General features: G+C 60.8%; 17 protein-coding genes and 1 tRNA gene. 13 read left to right on the top strand and 5 right to left on the bottom strand.

Annotated elements, in window-relative coordinates; all coding sequences use genetic code 11:
- The 6 genes from J2X24_RS11335 to J2X24_RS11315 form a co-directional block, all read left to right on the top strand.
- Positions 1–5,298 (top strand): LysM peptidoglycan-binding domain-containing protein (locus J2X24_RS11335; RefSeq protein ID WP_209721212.1); only part of this gene is annotated, 5,298 nt, incomplete at its 5' end.
- 11 nt (positions 5,299–5,309) lie between these two features.
- Positions 5,310–5,591 carry a hypothetical protein gene (locus J2X24_RS11330; RefSeq protein WP_209721208.1) on the top strand — a complete coding sequence of 94 codons (282 nt, stop codon included), beginning with the start codon at positions 5,310–5,312 and terminating at the stop codon, positions 5,589–5,591.
- A gap of 373 nt (positions 5,592–5,964) precedes the next feature.
- The gene (locus J2X24_RS22940; RefSeq protein ID WP_404977819.1) at positions 5,965–6,117 is read left to right on the top strand and encodes an endonuclease toxin domain-containing protein; all 153 of its coding nucleotides are present in this window, start codon (positions 5,965–5,967) and stop codon (positions 6,115–6,117) included.
- 14 nt (positions 6,118–6,131) lie between these two features.
- Positions 6,132–6,563 carry a hypothetical protein gene (locus tag J2X24_RS11325; RefSeq protein WP_209721205.1) on the top strand — a complete coding sequence of 144 codons (432 nt, stop codon included), beginning with the start codon at positions 6,132–6,134 and terminating at the stop codon, positions 6,561–6,563.
- A gap of 71 nt (positions 6,564–6,634) precedes the next feature.
- Positions 6,635–6,823 carry a hypothetical protein gene (locus tag J2X24_RS11320; RefSeq protein WP_209721202.1) on the top strand — a complete coding sequence of 63 codons (189 nt, stop codon included), beginning with the start codon at positions 6,635–6,637 and terminating at the stop codon, positions 6,821–6,823.
- Positions 6,824–7,065: 242 nt separating this feature from the next.
- Positions 7,066–7,491 (top strand): SWIM zinc finger family protein, encoded by a 426-nt coding sequence (locus J2X24_RS11315; protein WP_209721199.1) that lies wholly within the window; start codon positions 7,066–7,068, stop codon positions 7,489–7,491.
- A 51-nt stretch (positions 7,492–7,542) separates the two neighbouring features.
- Here the strand turns inward: J2X24_RS11315 and J2X24_RS11310 are convergent.
- Positions 7,543–7,619: transfer RNA gene (locus tag J2X24_RS11310), tRNA-Met, on the bottom strand.
- Positions 7,620–7,846: 227 nt separating this feature from the next.
- Between J2X24_RS11310 and J2X24_RS11305 the strand changes: the two genes are divergently transcribed.
- The 5 genes from J2X24_RS11305 to J2X24_RS11285 all read left to right on the top strand — a co-directional run bounded on the left by J2X24_RS11305 (position 7,847) and on the right by J2X24_RS11285 (position 11,236).
- The gene (locus J2X24_RS11305; RefSeq protein WP_209721196.1) at positions 7,847–8,350 is read left to right on the top strand and encodes an Lrp/AsnC family transcriptional regulator; all 504 of its coding nucleotides are present in this window, start codon (positions 7,847–7,849) and stop codon (positions 8,348–8,350) included.
- Complete coding sequence (locus J2X24_RS11300; protein ID WP_209721193.1) at positions 8,347–9,615, top strand: tetratricopeptide repeat protein; 1,269 nt, start codon at positions 8,347–8,349, stop codon at positions 9,613–9,615. Before J2X24_RS11305 ends, J2X24_RS11300 begins: the two co-directional genes overlap by 4 nt.
- A gap of 147 nt (positions 9,616–9,762) precedes the next feature.
- Entirely contained in the window at positions 9,763–9,933 is a 171-nt protein-coding gene (locus J2X24_RS11295) for a hypothetical protein (RefSeq protein ID WP_209721190.1), read from the top strand.
- Positions 9,934–10,116: 183 nt separating this feature from the next.
- Positions 10,117–10,572 (top strand): hypothetical protein, encoded by a 456-nt coding sequence (locus tag J2X24_RS11290; protein WP_245344617.1) that lies wholly within the window; start codon positions 10,117–10,119, stop codon positions 10,570–10,572.
- 178 nt (positions 10,573–10,750) lie between these two features.
- Positions 10,751–11,236, top strand: coding sequence for a winged helix-turn-helix transcriptional regulator (locus J2X24_RS11285; RefSeq protein WP_209721184.1), 486 nt, complete (start codon positions 10,751–10,753; stop codon positions 11,234–11,236).
- A gap of 120 nt (positions 11,237–11,356) precedes the next feature.
- Here J2X24_RS11285 and mnmA read toward each other — a convergent pair whose 3' ends face one another.
- A complete protein-coding gene (mnmA, locus tag J2X24_RS11280) occupies positions 11,357–12,544 on the bottom strand; it encodes a tRNA 2-thiouridine(34) synthase MnmA (protein WP_209721273.1) in 1,188 nt (395 codons plus the stop codon).
- 133 nt (positions 12,545–12,677) lie between these two features.
- Between mnmA and J2X24_RS11275 the strand changes: the two genes are divergently transcribed.
- Complete coding sequence (locus J2X24_RS11275; RefSeq protein ID WP_209721182.1) at positions 12,678–12,965, top strand: hypothetical protein; 288 nt, start codon at positions 12,678–12,680, stop codon at positions 12,963–12,965.
- A gap of 160 nt (positions 12,966–13,125) precedes the next feature.
- Here J2X24_RS11275 and J2X24_RS11270 read toward each other — a convergent pair whose 3' ends face one another.
- From J2X24_RS11270 to flgK, 3 genes are all read right to left on the bottom strand, one after another.
- A complete protein-coding gene (locus tag J2X24_RS11270) occupies positions 13,126–15,789 on the bottom strand; it encodes a glycoside hydrolase family 3 C-terminal domain-containing protein (RefSeq protein WP_209721179.1) in 2,664 nt (887 codons plus the stop codon).
- Positions 15,790–15,910: 121 nt separating this feature from the next.
- Positions 15,911–16,837, bottom strand: a complete 927-nt coding sequence (locus J2X24_RS11265; protein WP_209721176.1) for a flagellin — start codon at positions 16,835–16,837, stop codon at positions 15,911–15,913.
- Between the two features lie 3 nt (positions 16,838–16,840).
- Entirely contained in the window at positions 16,841–18,985 is a 2,145-nt protein-coding gene (gene flgK, locus J2X24_RS11260) for a flagellar hook-associated protein FlgK (protein WP_209721173.1), read from the bottom strand.
- Positions 18,986–19,418: 433 nt separating this feature from the next.
- On the opposite strand from flgK, the gene J2X24_RS11255 reads away from it, so the two are divergent.
- Complete coding sequence (locus J2X24_RS11255; RefSeq protein ID WP_209721170.1) at positions 19,419–20,660, top strand: flagellar hook-length control protein FliK; 1,242 nt, start codon at positions 19,419–19,421, stop codon at positions 20,658–20,660.
- The last annotated feature ends 8 nt before the right edge of the window (positions 20,661–20,668 follow it).

Raw genomic sequence — 20,668 nt, 5'->3', positions numbered from 1 at the left:
TATAACAAACGCAACGAACTGATCGACGTCAGACGGCCCGTCAGCGTCAATCTCGACGGCACCGTCGCCAGCGGCGGCAATGTCGTCGTCGATACCAGCGGCTGGATGAAGGTCGAATACAGCTCGGTCGGCGGCCCGTTGGGGCCATCAACCGATCCCGCGAACTATACGACGGTACAGACGAAGGTCTCATTCAACAGCGCGGAACTGACGACGACTAACGGTTCTGGCGTCGTCCGTATCAAGATCACGGCAAATGATTCGCCGGTTCAAGTCTTTGAGACCACAATCCCGGCCGGTTCGACGACGAGCGGCACCTATTCGATGTCGTTCTGGAACGGCCCCCAACCGCAACAAGGCGGGAACTTCACCCCCAAAACCGTTAGCTTCACAATTGAGGTTTCCCAGGACTCGCCGTCAGGGGCAATCCCGCTGGGGACATCGCAGTTCAACGTTCAATGTGTGCCGAATACGACCAAGCCCGCCCTGGTTCTGTCCAAGCCAGTCGGCAAGGCGCTGAAGGCTGCGGTACCGAATGCAACGGCCGTCACCATGTATGTGCGCCCGGCAGGTTCTTCGGGCGGCTATACGGCGGTTACGGCATCGCAGGTCCGCGACGCCGCCAACAATCCAGTTGTCGGCGCCTTCTTCGTCGACCTGACCAAGGCGCCGTTCAATTCCGCCGCCGGCAGCAGCTGGGAAGTGAAGTACCGCGCAACCGATATTGACGGCAATGTCGTTGACGCGAAGACTGGAACGGTGACGTTCGACGGCAGCGCCAACCCGACGGCATCGGCCTTCTCGACCATTCAGGTGTTCACGCCGGTGGCGAACGGCAGCCTGTGGAATCTGAATAATGTGGCTGCCGCCGTAACCCACAGCGACAGCACTCAGGCGTTCAATGCGTTCGGTGAGGTAACCAGCCAGACCGACGCCCGCGGCAATACCACGACTTTTGGCTACAATGCCTTTGGCAACCTGGTCAGGCGAACGGGCGCGCAGGTCGCCGTGGTGGGTGAAAACGGCGTCACCAGCCTCATGAACCCGGTCGATGAATATTACTACGACAAGTCCGGACGCCAGATCGGGCATAGGGATGCCAACGGCAACCTGATGACGCAGGTGCTGCTGGCGGGGACGGGCTATGGCGGCACGGCCGGGCTTGTAACGACGCAGTACAATCCCGATGGCGGCAGCGTCATCACGACCTACGACATCTTTGGCAACGCGCTGACCGTGACGGACGCCATCGGCGCGGTGACAGCCAACACCTATGACAAGAACAACCGGCTGATCGAAAGCAAACACGCGGCGCGGACGGATGGCTCGCGGCTCATCGATACCTATGTCTATGACGGATTTGGCCAGCGTATCCGGCACACCAACAATGTCCTGGGCGGCGCCGAGACAACCGATTACGATTTTCTGGGCCGTGTCACCAAATCGGTCACCTTCGGCGGCCAGACGACAAATTACAATTTCACCTGGAACGCGAGGACAGCGACAGGCAAGGTGATAGCCGGCCAGAGCGGTATCGGTTCCTGGACCCAGACGACAACCAATCTTGTCGGCAAGACGGCGACGACCACGACCGACTACTTCGGCAAGATCGTTTCCAGCAAGGATTTCGGCGACCACAATTTCACCTACACCTACGACAAGGCCGGCCAGTTGACGCAGCAGAGCTCGACGGCGGGCCAGACCCTGACCTACGTCTATACCGCGAGCGGCCAGCTGGGCAGCGTGACGGACACGGCCACCGGCATCAAGTCGGTGTTCGGTTATGACCGGAACGGCAACCGGATCATCGAGGGCTATTACCGCATCGGTTCGGCGGGCAGCTACCAGAACGCCTACATCACCTACGATGCGCTGAACCGGGTGAGCGAGATCCGCGACGCCAATGCGGACATCAAGTATGCCTACGACGCCAATGGCAACCGGCGCCGGGTGGAGACGGCCTATGTCAATGTCGACCGCTTGGGAGCGATGACCTACCTGGCCAGCGACAGCGCGACGGGCTCGCCGCTGTTGAAGGAGGACTACTGGTACAAGTACGACAGCATGAACCGCTTCACACTGGTGAAGGGCAGGCTGGATAACGGCGCGATCGTCAAGGGGACGACGGGGATCGACATCACCTACAATGCCCGCGGCGACCGGACGAGCACCACCCATGGCATCGACGGCCATGTCGAAACCTACACCTATACGGCCGACGGCTATCTGCAGACGGTCACCACGGGCGGGATCTTGGGGGCCCAGCGCACGACGGACCTTCTGGGGCGGCTGACGGGCTATACGGAGTACAAGGCGAACGGCACAACGGTGTTGTCGACGCGGTCGCTCACTTACGACGCCGACAGCCGGGTGACGTTCGAAACGACCCAGATCCATAACGACAACGGCACGAGCTACACCAACGAGATCACCAACAGCTATCTGTCGGGCGGGATCGACCAGGGCGTGGTGACGGGTTCGGTCAACAGGCAGTACCAGAACGGATACTTGACCACGACGGTCACCAGCGCCACGGCCTACACGTGGTGGAACCAGGCGAAGGCGCAAACGGCGTCGGTGTCGGGTGGGACGACGGGCCAGGCCAGCTATGCTTACGACGCCAACGGCAATCTGAGCCAGGTGAACGACAGTGGCGTGGGGCGTGTGGTGACCTACCAGACCGACAGCTTCGGTCAGGTCTTGTCGCGCAAGGAAACGAGCAATGGCCAGAAGGGGGCTTACCGCAACTTCTTCTACCTGGAAGGCCACGGGGTGGGCGATGTCGGCAACGACAAGCTGGCCAGCCAGACCGACTATGCGCAGGCCCTGGCGGCCAACCGCAGCAGTGCCATGCTGCCCAGCACGACCAACTACACCTCGACCCCGACACTGGGCGGTGCGTACGGCAACTTCGAGGTCTACCAGCCGCTGAACACGGCGACGGTGGCACAGACGGGGTCGACCTATACGGTGATGGCGGGGGATACGCTACAGTCGGTGGCGCAGACTGTCTGGGGGGATGCGTCGCTGTGGTTCCTGGTGGCCGAGGCCAATGGCCTGAGCAGCGGCGGCACGCTGGTGGCGGGGCAGAGCCTGAGCATCCCGGGCAAGATCGCCAACATGCACAATGCGTCCGGCGTGTTCAAGCCGTACAATGCGCTAGATGCGATGGGCAATACGACGCCGACCCGTCCGCCGGAGCCCCAGCCTCCGGTGCGCAAGCAGGGCTGCGGCGTCGTTGGCGACATCATCGCGGTCATTGTCGCGGTCGTGGTCGCGGCGGTCGTCACCTCCTACGCCGGTCCTAAAGCAGGGATGAGTGTGGGTGAGAAGGTCCTGGCGGGCGCCTTGGTCATGGGGAGCGCGGACGTAGCCTACCAGGGCACGCGAATGGCCGTCGGCAACCAGAAGACTTTCAACTGGAGCGAACTGGCGGCCAGCGCCATTACCGGCGGTATTGCCGGCGGGGCAGGGCTGATCAGCAAGGGGCTTAGGTTCGAGAATGCCTGGGACGCCGCCAAGAACGCCTTGCAGATTAACAATATCCGTCAACACGTTAACATGGCGGTGGGCCTGCAGGAAAAGTTCGACTGGGCAGGGTTGGCGGTTGCCGGAATAACAGGTGGTATCTCCTATGGGCTTGGCGGCATAAAATCGCTTCAGGGCGTGGGGCCTGTCGGCACCCGGGTCCTGACCGGCACGGCTTCGATGCTGGCCAGTGCGGCGACCAAGAGCCTGTTAACCGGCCAGAGCTTCGGCAAGAGCGTGCGCGAAAGCCTGTCGGACGCCATCACCTCGACCATCGGCAATATGATCGGCGGCGCGATCGTGGGGGCGATGCAGAACGGAGGAGCTTCGATAGACGAAGTAGAGGCCGCTGCTAGTGTCGATGGTATGGACGACACTCTAATGGGAGGTAGTGGCAATGAGGCGCTTTTCGGCGGAGCGGGTAAGGACAAGGTCGGGGCTGGTTCATCAACAGGACGCTGGGATTTCCTGGACCGGTTAGTCAACGGGGCAAAAAACGCTGTCAGCATGATCGGCAATATTCTTGGCTTTGACGGCAAGCCGGGTTGGCAGCCTACGACCACCAGTTCGGCCATGAACTTCACCCTTGAGAGATCAGGCGAGGGTTTCGCGTCAGTAGAGGGCGATGCGGTTATAATCACTGCTCCGAAGCCGTCATTTTTGGGATGGATCTCGAAGCAGTACCGCGCCTTTGAGAGCGGCTTGGCGAGTTTTGTGAAGAAGGCGTCGTACTATTCACCGGAAACGCTGGTTTCTTATCGTGCATCAGAGCTGCTTGAGGGATGGGGGCATGAACGGGCTGCGGCCGGTGTTCACGCGGCCGGGACCTTTATCGCCGAAGCGAGGAACAGCGCGATGGGGGCTCTTGGCGGCATGGTCAAAGAGACCGGTAACCTGTTTTACAACAGTAATCCCGTTGGCTGGTCAGTTTACGCCGCCGAGACAATGGGTGTGAAAGTTGCACCGGGCCTTCCAAACGCTGGCCCCATGGTCGAGTCGATGAGGGGGCTTGCTGGCAGGGGGCTTGAATATGCGGATAACCTCCGCACTGAAAAGGCCAACTTGTGGGCAGACATCGGCCGTGCCGCGGGCAATCACACAGCGAGTTGGGAAAATACATCAAGCCAGGGACTTGAGGCCGTGGCGGCCCGGTCCGGCAAACTTACCGGCGTTGTCGTGGCGGAATTGGCTACGTCCGTATTTCCTGCGGCCAAGGTGACGAAGGCCGGCGGTTTCGCGCGGGCGGCCGGTTCTGTGGAAAGCCTCGCAGCCAAAGAAGCTTTGGTAGCCGCAGAGAGTGCACCTGAGTTCGTGGGGCCACTAATTGGCAAGTCAGGGTATCGAACGACCTCAGAACTATCAGACGCCGTATTTACTCGATATCAAGCAGCAGCTGACCGGGGTTACGCCAATGTGCAAGCTTTGGAAGCACAAGGAGCTTTGGTGCCCCCGAAAGGCGTCCCTTTGAACACCTACAAGGGGCAGCTTGTTGACGATTTTGCTCGCCGCGACATTCGCGGATTCCTCGTAGAGGAAGGAATCGAAGACAGCGGACTGGTAAGCGTCAATCAGCGTCTATATAATTCTGCGGGCACAAGTTACCGAATTCCTGATCTAAGAGTCGCCGGCACAAATAGGATTTATGACCTGACACTTGGAAGCAAGTCGATTTTTACGCCGCAAGTGCAAGACTTCACAACGTTCTCAGGTGTTGGAAGAGTAACAATTGTGAGGCCATCTCAAATTGGTGGATCGAAAACAGTATTTTAGAGGGTCTCGCAATGAATGTGAATTCAAAAACTATTAAAGAACTGAAGGAAGCCATTGCATTTGTGGTGTTGCTTGCGCCTGACCGCTTTGCTCCTGATGATCGATTGAACTTAGAATCTGGTTTCGTCGAGATTAATAGCGGTATAGAATATTGCAAAGAAATGATCGATAACGAGGGGGCGTTTGAGGAAATAAAGAAAATGTCTAGCGACGCAGAAAGAGCGTATAAAAATGGAGACGCTAGATCTGGGGCGATATTGCTGCAGAAAATTAGAAATATGCTTACCGCGTAAGTGTTGCCGCAAACAGTGCACCTGAGTTCGTGGGACCATTGATTGGGAAGTCAGGGTTTAAGACGAGTTCAGAATTCGCTGACGCCGTCGGCACCCGTTATCAAGGATTCGTTGAGGATGCATACGCCAGAGGCAGCCGATTGGAGGCGCAAGGGCTTTTGCGTGGTAACCGGCTCAGCGCGCGCTGATGCGCACGACAAGGGTTCCGACTGCATAGGTCGGGTGGCCCACGGAATGTAACACCCTGATTCAACACGGGATTAGTTACCCCGTGCGGGAAATACGTGGGGCGCGCTTTCCCTTGTCTGCGTGTTATCAACCGCCCGACGCCAGTCGGGGCTAGCCTTAACAGCCTGCTTTGTCATGTATATAATTGCCAACAATTCGCTCAAGCCAGATTTCTGGTCGCGCTCTTGACATCGTGGTTCCGCATAGCGGATCAGCGGCACAGCAGGCCACAATTAATCAAATCATTAAATACGGTTCGACGAAGGGGGTCACCGTCAATGTCATCCACTATCCGTGATTGAGGTTCTCAGCATGAGCAAATTGGTAACCGTTTATCGCCGCAAAGGTGCGTTGTTCATTGCAGCTTCCCACAAGACTGAAGCTGGTTTTTGGGTTGCGGACGAGGAGACCTCTGTTGTGGGATCAAGTGATGAAGGCGACGTACAAAGGGCCGTCGTTGAAGCGCTCGCACGTTCCCAAAATAGAATCCCTACACCAGCACGAGATGCCGATCTTGTCGGTTCTTTGCTGTCAGCAGCTGGCGTCTCTTCCTGGAGCACATTCTCTAAGTTGGCGAAATGCGTAGACGTACACCTCAAAGACGGAAGGCTAGAGATCACACCTTACCGCAATATGGGTGGAAGTGACGGCTTTGAACCTATGACGGACAAAGCGGTAGAGCTTTCCGAAGGTTCACCCGATTTAGGCAAGACCGTACTGGCAGCTCTTGAGCTTGCAGAATGACCGTTGTGGACTTGCCGCAAAGACAGCAGACATCGCGCGGATAAATCCGCGCCTCACCACCCGATTGGCAATTGGGCGGGATCGACCTGGGCGTCGTTACGGGTTCGGTCAACAGGCAGTACCAGAACGGATACTTGACCACGACGGTCACCAGCGCCACGGCCTACACGTGGTGGAACCAGGCGAAGGCGCAGACGGCGTCGGTGTCGGGTGGGACGATGGGCAGGCCAGCTATGCTTACGACGCCAACGGCAATCTGAGCCAGGTGAACGACAGTGGCGTGGGGCCTGTGGTGACCTATCAGACGGACAGCTTCGGGCAGGTTCTGTCGCGCAAGGAAACGAGCAATAGCCAGAAGGGGGCGTATCGCAAGCGTGTACACCGGAAAGATCAATGTCCATTTACGACTGTCGAGATATGAACGAGGCTGTTTTGGCGAAAATGGCTCAGAAGCGCGAAGCCGGCTATAGGAACCTCGCTGCGAAATCGGAACATTGCTTCTATGAAACTGACACTGGAACAGATCAGAGCTCTAGTTGAAGACCGTTATATCGACCGTGGTCGAGCGTACCTTGTGGCCGGGCAACTGCAACTGACCAAGGTGACGGACGACCAGGTCAGCGCGAAATGCGGTGGCACACGTCTCTACAATGTCATGCTAAACCGCGATGGTAAAAAGCTACGTGGCGATTGCACCTGCCCCGCGGTGGATGAGTTCGGGCCGTGCAAGCATATCGCCGCAGTCGCACTAGCGGTCATGGCGCAGAGCTACGAACCCAACGCGGCGTTTATAGAACGCCAGCAACATGTGTCTCGTATCGAGAAGAAATTGCTCCGCATGTCGAAAGCGGATCTTGCTGCCCTGGTTCTGAAATTGGTCCCCGACGACGAGGAGTTGGAATACATACTGGAGGAAGATGACGAATAAGCGACGTCATCGTGACAGCCTTCAGGCGACAAACACTACAGGAGAAAGAATTGGTGGTTGGAGGCGGGATCGAACCGCCGACCTGCGGGTTATGAATCCGCCGCTCTAACCATCTGAGCTACCCAACCATGCCGAATTCAAACGGAAGACCAAAATCTACGCCGTTTGCGGAGGCGAGGCTATAGCCAATCCTGTCCGCCTGTTCAAGCCTCTCGGCAAGGATTTTTCGTAAAGACCCGAGGCCGTGCAATTTGCACGCTGAATGAACGAACCGGGTCGTTAGGGGTGGAATATTTCGCACACACGCGCCATTATGTGGGATATGTAAGGGTCTTGGTGGCGTTGAGGGAATATTTTGTCGGATTTGATTGATGAACTGGACGGGCGCATCCTCGATCTGATCCAGGAAGATGCCTCGCTGTCGGTGGCCGATCTGGCCGAAAGGGTCGGGCTGTCGCCTTCGCCGTGCTGGCGGCGCATCAAGCGGCTGGAGGACTTAGGCGTTATCCGCCGGCGCGTTACCCTGCTCGACGCCGACAAGCTGGGCCTGGGCTTCGAAGTCTATGCCGCCGTCAAGCTGTCCCTGCCGTCGCGCGCCAACCTCGAGGCTTTTGAGGCGCGCCTGGGCGACTGGCCGGAAGTGGTGTCCTGTGTCACGGTAACGGGCCACGAGGACTATATGTTGAGGGTCATGACGCGCGACATGCACGCCTATGATGACTTTTTGCGCGACAAGCTTTTGGCATCGGACCTGGTGTCGGGTGTCGAAAGCCGCATCATCATGCGCTCGGTCAAGGCAACGACCGCGGTCCCAATCCGGCTGGTCATGAACCGGCACGACCCTGAGGAGGGCAAATGAAACGGCATAGGCGTACGATCGGGTTCCTGCTGATGGCGGGCCTCCTGGCGGGATCGGCCCATGCCGTTGATCCGGCGTCGGACCTGGGCCAGTTCCAGGTCCATCGCGCCGAAGGCATGGCCGCCTTTGATCAGAACGACCCGACCGGCGCCATGGCGGCCTTCACAAAGGCGGGCGCCATTCTGCCCGATTCGCCGTCCATCCTGTTGCTGAAGGCCCAGGTAGCCATGAAGCAGCGCAAGAAGGCCGATGCAAAAGCAGCACTCAAGGACTACCTGAAGCGCGGCTATGTCCTCGACCTGGCCCGCAATCCCGATTTCAATCAGGTCTGGGACGCCGAGCTGAACGACCTGTTGGAGCTGAACGAAAGTCCGGTCGGCCAGATGCGCGTCGTATCGAATTCGCCAGGCTTTATCCTGGCCGAAGGTCTGACCCAGACCGATGACGGGAAGGAAGTGTTCGTCAGCGGCATCCGTACCGGCACGGTGACGGCCATCTCCGCCGAGGGTGGGCGCGACGTCCTGACCTTCCGCCCCGGCGTGGCCGCCTATGGCCTGGCTTTGCGCGACGGCAAGCTGTGGGCGACGACCGCGGCCAGCCGCCAGACCGAAAGCTTCGACCCCAAGGCGAAGCCAGTAAGCTCAAAGGTGGTCGTCATCGATCCCAAGACCGGCGTTGTTGACAAGAGTTTCAGCGACAGCGCCAAGAGCCGTCGTTTCGGCAAGCTGCTGGCCGGGCGCGACGACCTCTATGTCGCCGACAGCGAACACGGCGAGGTCCTGCGCCTGGCGGGTTATGACGGAACGCTCGAGACCCTTGTGCCGGAAGGCTATATGGATTCACCGGGCGGCCTGGCCGAGAGCGAGGATGCCGTGTCGCTGATTGTCGCCGACTTCGTGTCAGGGCTTTATCGTGTCGATCTGGCGTCGGGTGGGATGACGCGCCTGACGCCGCCGACGGATGCCGCCCTGCTGGGCATCTCCTACCTGGCGCGCCATGGCCGCGACCTGATCGCGGTGCAGACAGGTTTCAAGCCGAACCGTATCCTGCGCCTGCGCATGTCGGACGACTGGACGCAGGTGAAGGCGGTCGAGGTCCTGCTGCGCTCCGATCGGCTGCTGTCCCAGCCGACCCAGGGCTTTGTCAGCGGCGACAGCTTTACCTTCATCGCCAAAAGCCAGTGGGACAATCTCGATGCCCGCGGCAATCCGGTGAAGCCGGAAGCCGACCCGGCGGTCATCGGCGCGATCAACCTTACACAATAAGCCGGAATTCCGTCTCCCGCCTAAAGGGGGGAAGGGATCTGACGTCTGATACACCGCTTCTCATCCTGCTCACGGCAGATGTGAAGCCCGGCCTCTTGCCAAATTGAATTTGCGAGTTATTCTCATTATTAGAATGAGGAGCGACTCATGGTCTTGCTAAGCCTTGGTTCTGGACTGATTACCGCCCTGATGGCCCAGGCCAAGCCCGCGCGCGACACGCTGGACTGGAGCTGGATCGCCGACGACAGCACGGCGCCGGAGCGAAAGGACGATGCGCAGGCGGTAACATCATCCGATAAAACGACGTTCCCTCAATAACTTAACTGGTTAACAAATTATTATTCCAAATTGCCGGGAAATCTGGCACATCTGGCACCAAACCTGCGAATAGGGTTACGAAAACCTTAATCCTGTATTTTTTCAGGACAAGACGCAGAGACGGAACAGGTGATGACGGTGGCTTCTAAGGGACGTTTGGCGATCGGATTGGCGGCGCTTATTATGGCCACAACGGCTGGCCTTGCCGAGGCCGCGCAGCTGTCCCCGGATCTGCGAACCCAGCGCAATGCCCAGCCGGTCCTGCGCGACGGCGATTTCGACGGTGACGGCCGCACCGATTCCCTGCGGTTGGTCAACGAAGCCGACAGTGGCCGCATCGCCGTCCACGTCCGCCTGGCCGATGGCCGCGACCAACGCGTCACCAGCTTTGATGCTGCGATAGCGCCAGCCTTGCGCGTCGTGCCGGCCGGTGCTTACGCCGTTGATTGCGGCAACTTCGCGACGGCCTGCGCCGACGCCCCTATCCGGATGAACGCCGACGGCCTGATCATGGCCATGGATGGCGGAATTTCCGTCCTGCTGCACTGGCAGGATGGCCAGTTCGCGCAGGATTTCATCCGCTCCGACGAGGCGGACATGGCGCGTGTCGCGTCGGCGCTTTACGCCGTCAACCGATAGTTCCCTTACGGTAACATCGTGAATTATAACGATGTTCCGGTTGTGGCGCGACTGTCATAAAGCGACAATCACGCGATTTTTGTACTGGTGATTTCTTCACGCATGAGTCATGTTGCGCGCAACAGGCGCGGCCGGGAAAGCCTCACGCTTAGAACAAGAAAGTACGAGTTAAGATTGAATGGGACGCTCAGCTGACTACAGCAGGCAAAGGTGCACGGTCGCCGCCAGCCTGGATATCATTGGTGAACCCTGGACCTTGTTGATCATTCGCGACGCCTTTCGCGGCATATCGCGTTTCGAACAATGGCAGGAAAACTTAGGCCTGGCGCGCAACGTGCTGGCCGCCCGCCTCAAGCACCTCGTCGCTCATGGTGTTTTTGAACAGAGGCTCTATTGCGAGCGGCCGCGTCGCTTTGAATACGTGCTGACCCAAAAGGGGCGTGAATTGCGGCCGCTGATGCTGTACATGGCCGACTGGGGCGCCAAGTACATCTATACCAATGAAACGCCGTCGGTCGAACTGGTGCACAACGCCTGCGGCCACGTCATCGAGCCGGTGACCCATTGCGCGCACTGTAATGGCACTGTGTCACCTGACGATGTCCAGCTGCGCCGCAACCCGGACGCACGTACCTTGGGCGAAATCTACGCCGAAATTCTATAGCAGAAATTAGATCGGTATGATTTTAAGTGGAAACATCATACCGATCTAAGTTTTTGTTTTGGCGCGATATTCAAGGCGAAAACCGCAAAGACGCTTCTTGGCACTTTTCGCCATATCGCTCTAGTAGGCGCTGCGCGTGGCGGCGATAAAGCCGCCGCCCAGAACGCGGCCGGAATCGCTGGTGTCATAGAGCACGCAGGCCTGGCCCGGCGCCACGCCTTCCTCCGGATCGACGAACTCGACCTCGATGCCGGCGTCCGTGCCGACGATATGGGCCGGCACCGGCGGCCGCGTCGAACGCACGCGCGCCAGCACGGGCTTGCGCGCATGGGCAGCCGCCTCCAGATCGGCTTCGTCGCCCAGCCAATTGGTTTCCTTGAGCGACAGGCCGCGCGTCAAAAGCGCCTCACGCGGACCGACGACGATCTCGCGCGTTTCCGGCGCGATCCTGGTCACGAACAGGGGCTCGCCGACGGCGATATTGAGGCCGCGGCGCTGGCCGATCGTATAGCCGGTAATGCCGTCGTGCGTCCCCAGCACCCGGCCATCGACATGGCGGATACTGCCCTTTTCGCGGCCTTGAGGACGCAGCTTGTCGATCAGGTTGGTGTACTTGCCCTCAGGCACAAAGCAGATGTCCTGGCTGTCAGGCTTGTGCGCGATCTTGAGGCCCAGCTGCACGGCGATATGGCGGACCTGCGGCTTGGGGATGCCGGCCAGCGGAAAACGCAGGAAGGCCAGCTGTTCGCGCGTCGTGGCGAACAGGAAATAGCTCTGGTCGCGCGACGGGTCGGCGGCGCGGCGTAAGGAAACGACCGCACCATCGTCGGCACGTTCGACATAGTGGCCGGTTGCCATGGCCTCGGCGCCCAGGTCACGGGCGACATCGAGCAGGTCCTTGAACTTGACCGTCTGGTTGCAGCGGATGCAAGGCACCGGCGTTTCGCCGCGCAGGTAGCTGTCGGCGAATTCCTCGATCACCTGGTCGCGGAAACGACTTTCGTAATCTAGGACATAATGCGGAATGCCGATCTTTTCGGCGGCCATGCGCGCGTCGTGGATGTCCTGGCCGGCGCAGCACGCGCCTGTCTTCTTCAGCGCGGCGCCGTGGTCGTAAAGCTGAAGCGTGACGCCGATGACCTCATAGCCTGCCTGGTGCAAAAGGGCGGCGACAACGGTTGAATCGACGCCACCAGACATGGCGGCAACGACGCGCGCGCCTTGCGGCAGGCCTACGGCGTCACGCGTGGCGGCGATGGCGGCGTCAAGATCGGCGTCGAGGATCAGGGGTACGGGGCACTCGGTCATGGCGGCTAGATAAGGGAAAACCGCGCCAATTGCTAGGTCGGCCAATATCATAACCTTATGGGCGTCGGATCGGAACATGGCGCGGCCTTATGCGGTGAAGCCTACAATCGGGCAAAACAGCATGGAGGATGTCATGCCCGCTGAAGATCTGAAATCCCGAACGCCTGGCGCTTTGGACGAAGCGTCACGCCAGTTCGTTGACCGCGTCGGCTCGCGCGGCCGGCGCGACCAGTCGACCGAGGAGGGCGATCCCGGCAGCGAGATCGATGATACCGACCTGCCGCTCGATGATGCCGGCAACGACCCTCTGGATACAGTGGAATCGTCCGTGAACGACACGCAAGGCAGGGAAGGCGACCAGCCGAATCGTGATAACGCTAACGACCTGGGCGAAGACACGACGCCCGCGCCGCTGGCCTGAGTTGGAGTATCCTATGCCTATAGCGTTTGCGTTACAAATGTACGCCGCCCTGTCCTGGCGCATGACGGCGAATTTTCTGCCCGCCTGGTATGGCGCCGTAGCTACGCCGCCGACGGCAGGCGAGTAAACCGCCCCTCCGGCCAGGAAGGGCGGATTTTCCTTATTTCGGCAACGTCTGTTCGCCTGTGACCGAGACCTCGGTCGAGACTGTCTTGGCTTGGCCTGGCTGGCCTCCGCCGAGATGCAGGGTATAGGCGCCGGGCACGACCTTGCGCACACCCTTGTCGTCGACCTGCGACAAAGCACGGGCGTCAAGGTCAAGGGTCACGGCCTGGCTTTCGCCGGCCTTGAGGTGAATGCGCCTGAAGGCCGCCAGGGTATGGTTGGCGGCATCGCCCGGCTTTTTGACGTAGAGCTGTACAACCTCATCGCTGTCGCGCGGGCCGGTGTTGCGAATGCTGACGGTTGCCTTGACGCCATCGCCCGCCTTGATCGACTTTGCCGAGGTCTTCGGCGCGTCGTAGGCGAAGGTCGTATAGCTCAGGCCATGACCGAACGGGTAAAGCACGTCACCCTTGAAGTAACGGTAGGTCCGGCCCTTCATGCTGTAGTCGCCGAAGGCCGGCAGGTCGTTGGCCGACTTGTAGAAGGTAACGGGCAGGCGGCCCGCCGGGCTGAAATCGCCCGCCAGCAGTTCGGCGACGGCCGTGCCCCCCTCGGCGCCGGGATACCAGGCCTCGACAATGGCGGGAATGTTCTGGTCGGCCCAGTTGACCGACAGGGCGCTGCCGTTCATCAGCACCAGGACGGTCGGCTTGCCGGTGGCGTGGACACGTTCGAGGAGCTTCTGTTGCGGCGCCGGCAGGTCCAGACTGGTGCGGTCGCCGCCGGCAAAGCCGGCCGCCTCGACCTTCATCTCCTCGCCTTCGATGCGCGCCGACAGGCCGCCGACGAAGATCACGACATCGGCCTGTTTCGCCATCGCCACGGCGTCGTCGCCGTTCTGGCTGGGTGTGCTCCAAACCAGCTTCTGGTCGCCGGTGGCGTCGCGTTGGAAGGCCTCGACGCGGATGGGATATGTCTTGCCGGCTTCGAGGATGATCTTGCCAGAGGCGATCGACGGCGCGTCGCCCACGCCCCATTCGTCGACAATCAGCTTGTCGCCGACCCAGATCTTGTAGCCATTCTCAGAGGCGTAGCGGAAGCGGTATTCGCCACTTTCGGGTGCGGTGACGGTGCCCGTCCAGCGCGCCGAAGTGTTCTTGTCCTCGGCGATCCAGCTGACCGTAGCGTTCGGTTCGATGCGCGTCGTTGCCGTGCCGGTAAATTGCGGGCCGCTGAAGTGTTCGGCCTTCAGGCCCTTGGTCTTGCCGCCCATGTCGGTGCTTAAGGCCGCGTCCGGCACCGGCGCCTCGGCCGGACCGATCAGGCCGGTGCCTTCGGTGTAGAGGATTTTCGCGTTCGGGAAGCGGGTGCGGATGCCGTCGAGCACGGTGACGGGCTTGGATGGGCGGCCATAATAGTTGCCGACCAGGGTGTCATAGCTGTCGGCATTGGGGCCGATGACCGCGATCGTCTTGGCCGTGGCCGCCAGCGGCAGCAGATTGCCGTCGTTCTTGAGCAGGACTAGCGAGTCCTTGGCCATCTTCAGCGACAGGGCGTGATGCGCGGGCGTGTTGTAGTCCTTCGCGGTAATCCCGGCGAAGACGCCTGAGGGGGCGTCGAACATGCCGAGCTGGATGCGCGCGGTGAACAGGCGCACCAGGGCCTTGTCGACGACGGCTTGCGTCATCAGGCCGGTCTTGACGGCGGTGACGATGTTTTCCGGCTCGGTCGTCATGTTGTTGCGGTAGTCGCCGCAGATCAGGTCCATGCCGGCGGTAAAGCCCGCCGCGACGCCTTCGGGCGCGGTCTTTTTGTAATGCAGGCTGTCTTCGCGGTAAATGTTGGCGGCGGCGCCGCAATCCGACACCACATAGCCCTTGAAGCCCCAGTCCCGGCGCAGCTTTTCTTCCATCAGGAAGTCGCTGGCGCAGCCCGGTACGCCGTTGACGGCGTTATAGACGCACATGATCGACTGGACATTGCCTTCGGTCACCGTGGCGCGGAAGGCCGGCAGGTAGGTGTCTTCCAGGTCGTAGGCCGACGGATAGACGTCCTCCCTGTGACGGTTCGACTCAGGCCCCGAGTGGACGGCGAAGTGCTTGGAGGTGGCGATCGTCTTGAAATATTTCGGGTCGCTGCCCTGCAGGCCGTGGATATAGGCGATGCCGATGCGGCTGGTCAGATACGGGTCTTCGCCATAGGTCTCCTGGCCACGGCCCCAGCGCGGGTCGCGGAAGATATTGATGTTCGGCGACCACACGGTCAGGCCGCGATAGAATTCCGTGCCGCCGTCGGGATGGACGCGTTCCTTATACTTGGCGCGGAACTCGGTCGAGACCACATCGCCGACCTGCTGCATCAGGGGCGGGTTCCATGAGGCGGCCATGCCGATCGCCTGCGGGAAGACGGTGGCGATGCCGGCGCGGGCGACGCCGTGCAGGCCTTCGTTCCACCAGTTGTATTCGGGTACACCCAGACGCGGAATGGCGGGGGCCGTGTGGCCAAGCTGATACGACTTTTCCTCGAGCGTCATGCGCGAGACCAAATCCTTCGCGCGTGCATCGACGCTTTGGGAGGGATCGAGATAGGCGCAAGCGGCCGCGGCGCAGGCTTCCGGGGTGGCGGACTGCGCCGGCGTGCTGAGGGTGACGGCGCACAGCAGGGCAACGGGTGCTGTTGTCGCCAGCAGGCGGCCTGCGAGAGTTTGCAAACGGGTCATCGGTTTTCCTTCCTGACAAGGAGACGCCTCGGGACGGGCGTTTATGTTAGCGGTATCATTCGATGCCGCATTCCGTCAAGAATGAAAAGCACCTGTCAATTATGTTATTGATAGTACAATATTATTTGAGCAGGTTGAGCAGCGAGGTCTGGTTCAAACTGGACAGGACCTGGGCCGAGGCCTGGACCGAAACCTGCGCCATCTGCAGATCGGTATAGGCCTTGGCCAAGTCGACATCGGTGCGGTCGCTGATCAGGCCCGACAAGGTCTTGACCTGGCCCTCCAGCGACTTGGTCGTGTTGTCGACGCGGTTCTGCAGGGTGCCGTTAAGCGAGGTCTGCTGGACCAGGTTGTCGTAATGGGTGTTGAACTCCTGCGACTTGGTCGTCAAAAACGCCTTTTGCGCGTCAGTCAGTTCCGCGCCGAACGGGCCGGTCAGGGGATCGTCATTATAGGCCTGGATGTCGCGGAAGGTCTGCATGAGCGCGGTGCCCAGGTCCGACGCCAGCATGCCGGTCTGGACTGTGGTATGGACGTCGATGCGCGACGACTTCTTGATGTCACCGTTCTGGAAGCCGGCGGCCACGGAGCCCAGCGCTGTCAGCCCGGACATGCTGGTGACCGTCACAGGCGGCTGATCGTCATTGCCGCCGCCGAACAGGTACTGGCCGTTATGGACGTAGTTCAGCCCGTCGAGCGCCGAGGAGAAGGCCCCCTGCAGCGAGGTCATCATGGCAGAGGATTCGCCCGACGCCAGGGCGTTCATGATGGCGTCCTTGGCGCTGGCGGCGGAATCGCTGGCCGTCGTCAGCGCCAGGTCCTGGCTTTCCAGGCGATCGGCTACCGTCTTGTTGACGTCGATATAGCCTTCCGACTTGGCCAGGGACGACTGATAGGCGGCGATGATTTCGGAGGAACGGCCGTGGCCCATCAGGTCGGTGGCGACCTTCTGGGTCGACACCTGGTCGTTTGCCTTCGCCATGCGGTGCTGGGCGTCCATCAGGTTGCCCAGCGCGTTGCCCCAGATTTGTCCGGTTGAGATACGCATCTATCAGCGTCCCATGTTGAGCAGGACGTCATACATTTCCGACACTGCCTGGATAAGGCGGCCGGAAGCACCGTAAGCCTGCTGGTAAATGGTAAGATTGATCAGTTCCTCGTCGAGATTGACCCCTTCGGTGGCGGAGCGGCGGTTCGTCGCCTCCTTCAGAAGGGCCTCGGAGGCCGTCTTGTTGGTTTCGGCATTGGCGGCCAGGTTACCGACCTGGCCAGCGAGGTCCGAAGCGTAGCGTTCAAGCGTCGACGTGCCGCCGCCGTTGAGGCCGGACTTCGGGAAGGTGATCGACGCATTGGCGATGTCCGACATGGCCAGGCCGCCCGAGCCGTCACCGGACACCAGCGCGGGATCGGGTGATGTCGCCGACAGATTGACGTGGGCCAGCCCCATCTTGGACGGGTTGCCATTGATGGTGCTGTTGATCGACAGGCTGCTGGCGACCTTGCCGGAGGTACCGCCGATGCCGAAGAAGGTACTGAAGGAAGCGCCGCCGTTGCGCGAGGTGTTGTCCGATGACACAGCCAGTTGGGCCGCCGGGCTGCCGTAGCCGCTGAAGGTCAGGGCGCCGGTGCTGCTGTCCAGCGCGAAGGTGCCGTAGCGGCCGACGCCGGTTGAGGTATTGTTCAGCGCCACACGCAGGTCGTCGAGGGTTGTGACACCCGTGGTCGGGATGGTGAAGTCGATATCGGCGATCGTCGAGCCGTTTTCACCCTTGATGCTGAACGACATCTGGCTGCCGCCGGCAAAACCGTGCGCCGATGTGGCGGTCAGGCCCGTCTGGTTGCTGGTCGGCACGGACGACGAAATGAGGTCGTTCAAGCCGAAATATTGCGAGAAGCCCTGGCCCAGCTTGTTCGAACCGCCGGTCGCCGGATCGGCGATGGCGATGCCGGCGGTGGTGCCCGCGGCGCTGACCGACAGGGCACCGCCGGTGAAGCTGAGCGCCAGGCCACCGCCCGACCCGGCCTGGATGTCGGCGGCGAAGCTGGCATCGGCAAAAGTGCCCGATACGGGGGCGCCGCTGGCCGGGTAGCGCGTCCAGGTATTGGCGCTGAAATCGATCTGCATCCGGCTGGCGATGGCGCCATTGGTGTCCAGCATGACGATATTGGTCGTGCCGGTCATGCCGGTCAGGGCTTCGGTCTGGGTTTGGCTGAGGGCCTTGCCGGTCAGCGAGGTCGGGGCAGGGACCGACGACGAGTCGTTATGCGCCGCGTTCATCTGCTCGGTGAACTTGGCCATGTACTGATTGAGCTGGTCATTGATCGCCGGCGCGGTAACGTCGCGCATGTCGATCAGGCCCTTGAGCTCGCCCGAGGTGATGCTGTCGCCGAAGTCGCGGGTTTCGCCAGAGATGCCCTTGATCATGATCGAGTTGAACGTGGTTGAGCTCGATACGGTCGATGTCGGCTGATAGGACAGGGTGGCATAGGTATCGCCGCTCAGGACGGTGCCGTTCTGGGTTCGGACGGTCACGCCGCCGTTTTCGTTTTGCGTCACCTTGACGTCGATCAGTTTCGACAACTGGTCGATATAACCGGTCTGCGCGCTCTGGGCGCCGGTAGCGTCGCCGCCGACCACGGTCGCCGACGAGATCGAGGCGTTCAGCTTGGAAATGTTCTTGAGCAGGTCGTTGATGGCGGTGACATCGGATGCGATGCGGGCATCGGCGTCGGCGCGGACCTGCTGGATCTTGTCGGAGATGCGTCCGCCTTCGGCCAGGAAGCCCGACAGGTTGGAGAGCACTTCCTGGCGCAGGGCGCTGGAGCTGGGGGTTTCACCGGCCTTGGCCATCGAGGTGAGGGCGCTGTTCATCTGGTTGAACAGATTGTTCTCGTCGGTGATGTCGCCGAACTGCGCCTGGATCTGGTCGAGCAGGTCATAGGTCGCAGCGCTTTGCGAGGCTTCGGAGCTGGCCTTGAACGACGCCTGTTGCAGGTAACGGTCTGCCGCCAGGGTGATCTGGCCCGAGGTGACGCCGGCGCCCTTGCCGCCGACGGTGACCGAGGTCTGGTTGGCCTGCTTGCGGATATAGCCCGGCGTGTTGACGTTGGAGATATTGTCGGAGGTGACGCGCAACTGTTCCTGCGCGGTCATCAGGCCCGACACACCGATATTCATAATGGCATTCAGCGACATGGCTGATCATCCTTAATCTTCCAGCAACCACATTTCGGCAAAGCCTGCACCGCACCCGGCAAATCCTGCCGGGACGTTCCTGCGCGGCGATTTTTAAAACTCAATATTTTCATAGGTTTAGAGTTTTGTCTCTGCGGGCGGTTACGATTCTGAAGCGTAAGGTTTCAATTCACGTGCCACGATTATAAAGAGGCTGTTGGCCTGTGGTTAACCCTTTGGAAAGTCGGCAAGTTTTGACTGCCGCGCCTGCCGGGCAGGCAAATATCGCCCGTCTCCTGATAAGTTAAAATGAATAAAATCAATAAGTTGGAACTGGCCCGGCGCTTGCAGCCGGTGAGGCGATTGGTTTGCGCAAGAACTGCGTCGCCCTGAACCAGGTCCTGAAGGCTGCGAAACGCGGCGATGGATCCCTCGAGTGTTTGCGCGAGTTCCGATGTCGCTGTCCACACCCTTGCCGGTCAATTCTGCCGCCATACCCGCCGGCGCATCCACGGATGCGGCCACGGGCGCGGCTTCGGGCTTTATGCCCGAAGGCGGCGTGTCCGTTTTCGATGTCCTGCTGCAGCAGATCGCCGCGGAAACGCCGGTTCAGGCCGAGGCCGAGGCCGTGGCCGCGTCGGTCGCCAAGGGTGAGGTAACCGCGGCCGTATTGATGAACGATCTGAAGGTCGCCGCACCTGAAGAGGACTTGCCGGAAACCGAAAAGCTGCCGGGCGAAGAGGTTGAGACCGAAGTGGCGGCTGCCGCCGCGCAGATGACCATGGTGGCCGCGCCCGCCGTCCAGCCGCAGGCCAAGGCCACCGAGACGGCTCCGGAACAGTCCCTGCCCGCGATCGCTATCGATGCCAAGGCGTCGAAGCCAAAGCCGGAAAAGACGTTCACTCTTACGGTCGTCGGCAAGGACAAGGATGCCGGAGAGGCCGAGACGGCAGAGGCTGCGGACTCTATAGACATATCCGCGAAGACGAGCGCCGAGCCTGTCAAGGCCGACGCCAAGACCGACCCCAGGGACACCCTGGCCAAGGTGCGCGACGCCGTGACCGGCACGGAGCCGCAAGCGGCTCAACCCGCCACCGATCCGCGCGTCGTCAGCGCCGCCGCGCCGGACGCGCAATCCGCCACCCAGCCGCAGGCCTTTTCGCTGCAGGCCATCACCGATACCTCGGGCAGCTATTCCGCTACGGGCGCCAGTACCACGGCCGGTTCCAACATGTCGAAAGCCGCCGTGGAATCGCTGTCGGCCCTGTCGATGCAGATCAGCAAGAAGCTGGAGCAGGGCTCGACCAAATTCGCCATCGAGCTTTATCCCGCCGACCTTGGCAAGGTCGAGGTGTCGCTGCACATCGGCCGCGACGGCAAGACGACCGCGCACCTGACCTTCGATTCGCCCGTGACCGCCGCCAGTTTCAGCGCCAGCGAGCCGGAGTTGCGCCAGCAACTGGCCGACGCTGGTGTGTCGCTCGACAAGGACAGCCTGTCCTTCTCGTCGCGCGACGGCGGTTTCGGTTCGGCCTTGGCGCAGGACCAGCAGCAATCGCAGGCCCGCCAGGCGGCCCGCGCGATCAAGGCCGCCAACAAGGTCGCCGATGACAGCGACCTCAACGCCATTCTCGATACGGCCGCCTCGGCCATGCGCAGGGGCGTTTCGACGCTTGCGCTCAACCTGATCGTTTAGGAACTCAC

The sequence above is a fragment of the Asticcacaulis solisilvae genome (assembly GCF_017875235.1).
Lineage (GTDB): Bacteria > Pseudomonadota > Alphaproteobacteria > Caulobacterales > Caulobacteraceae > Asticcacaulis > Asticcacaulis solisilvae_A.
This window is presented reverse-complemented; position numbering and strand designations above follow the sequence as displayed.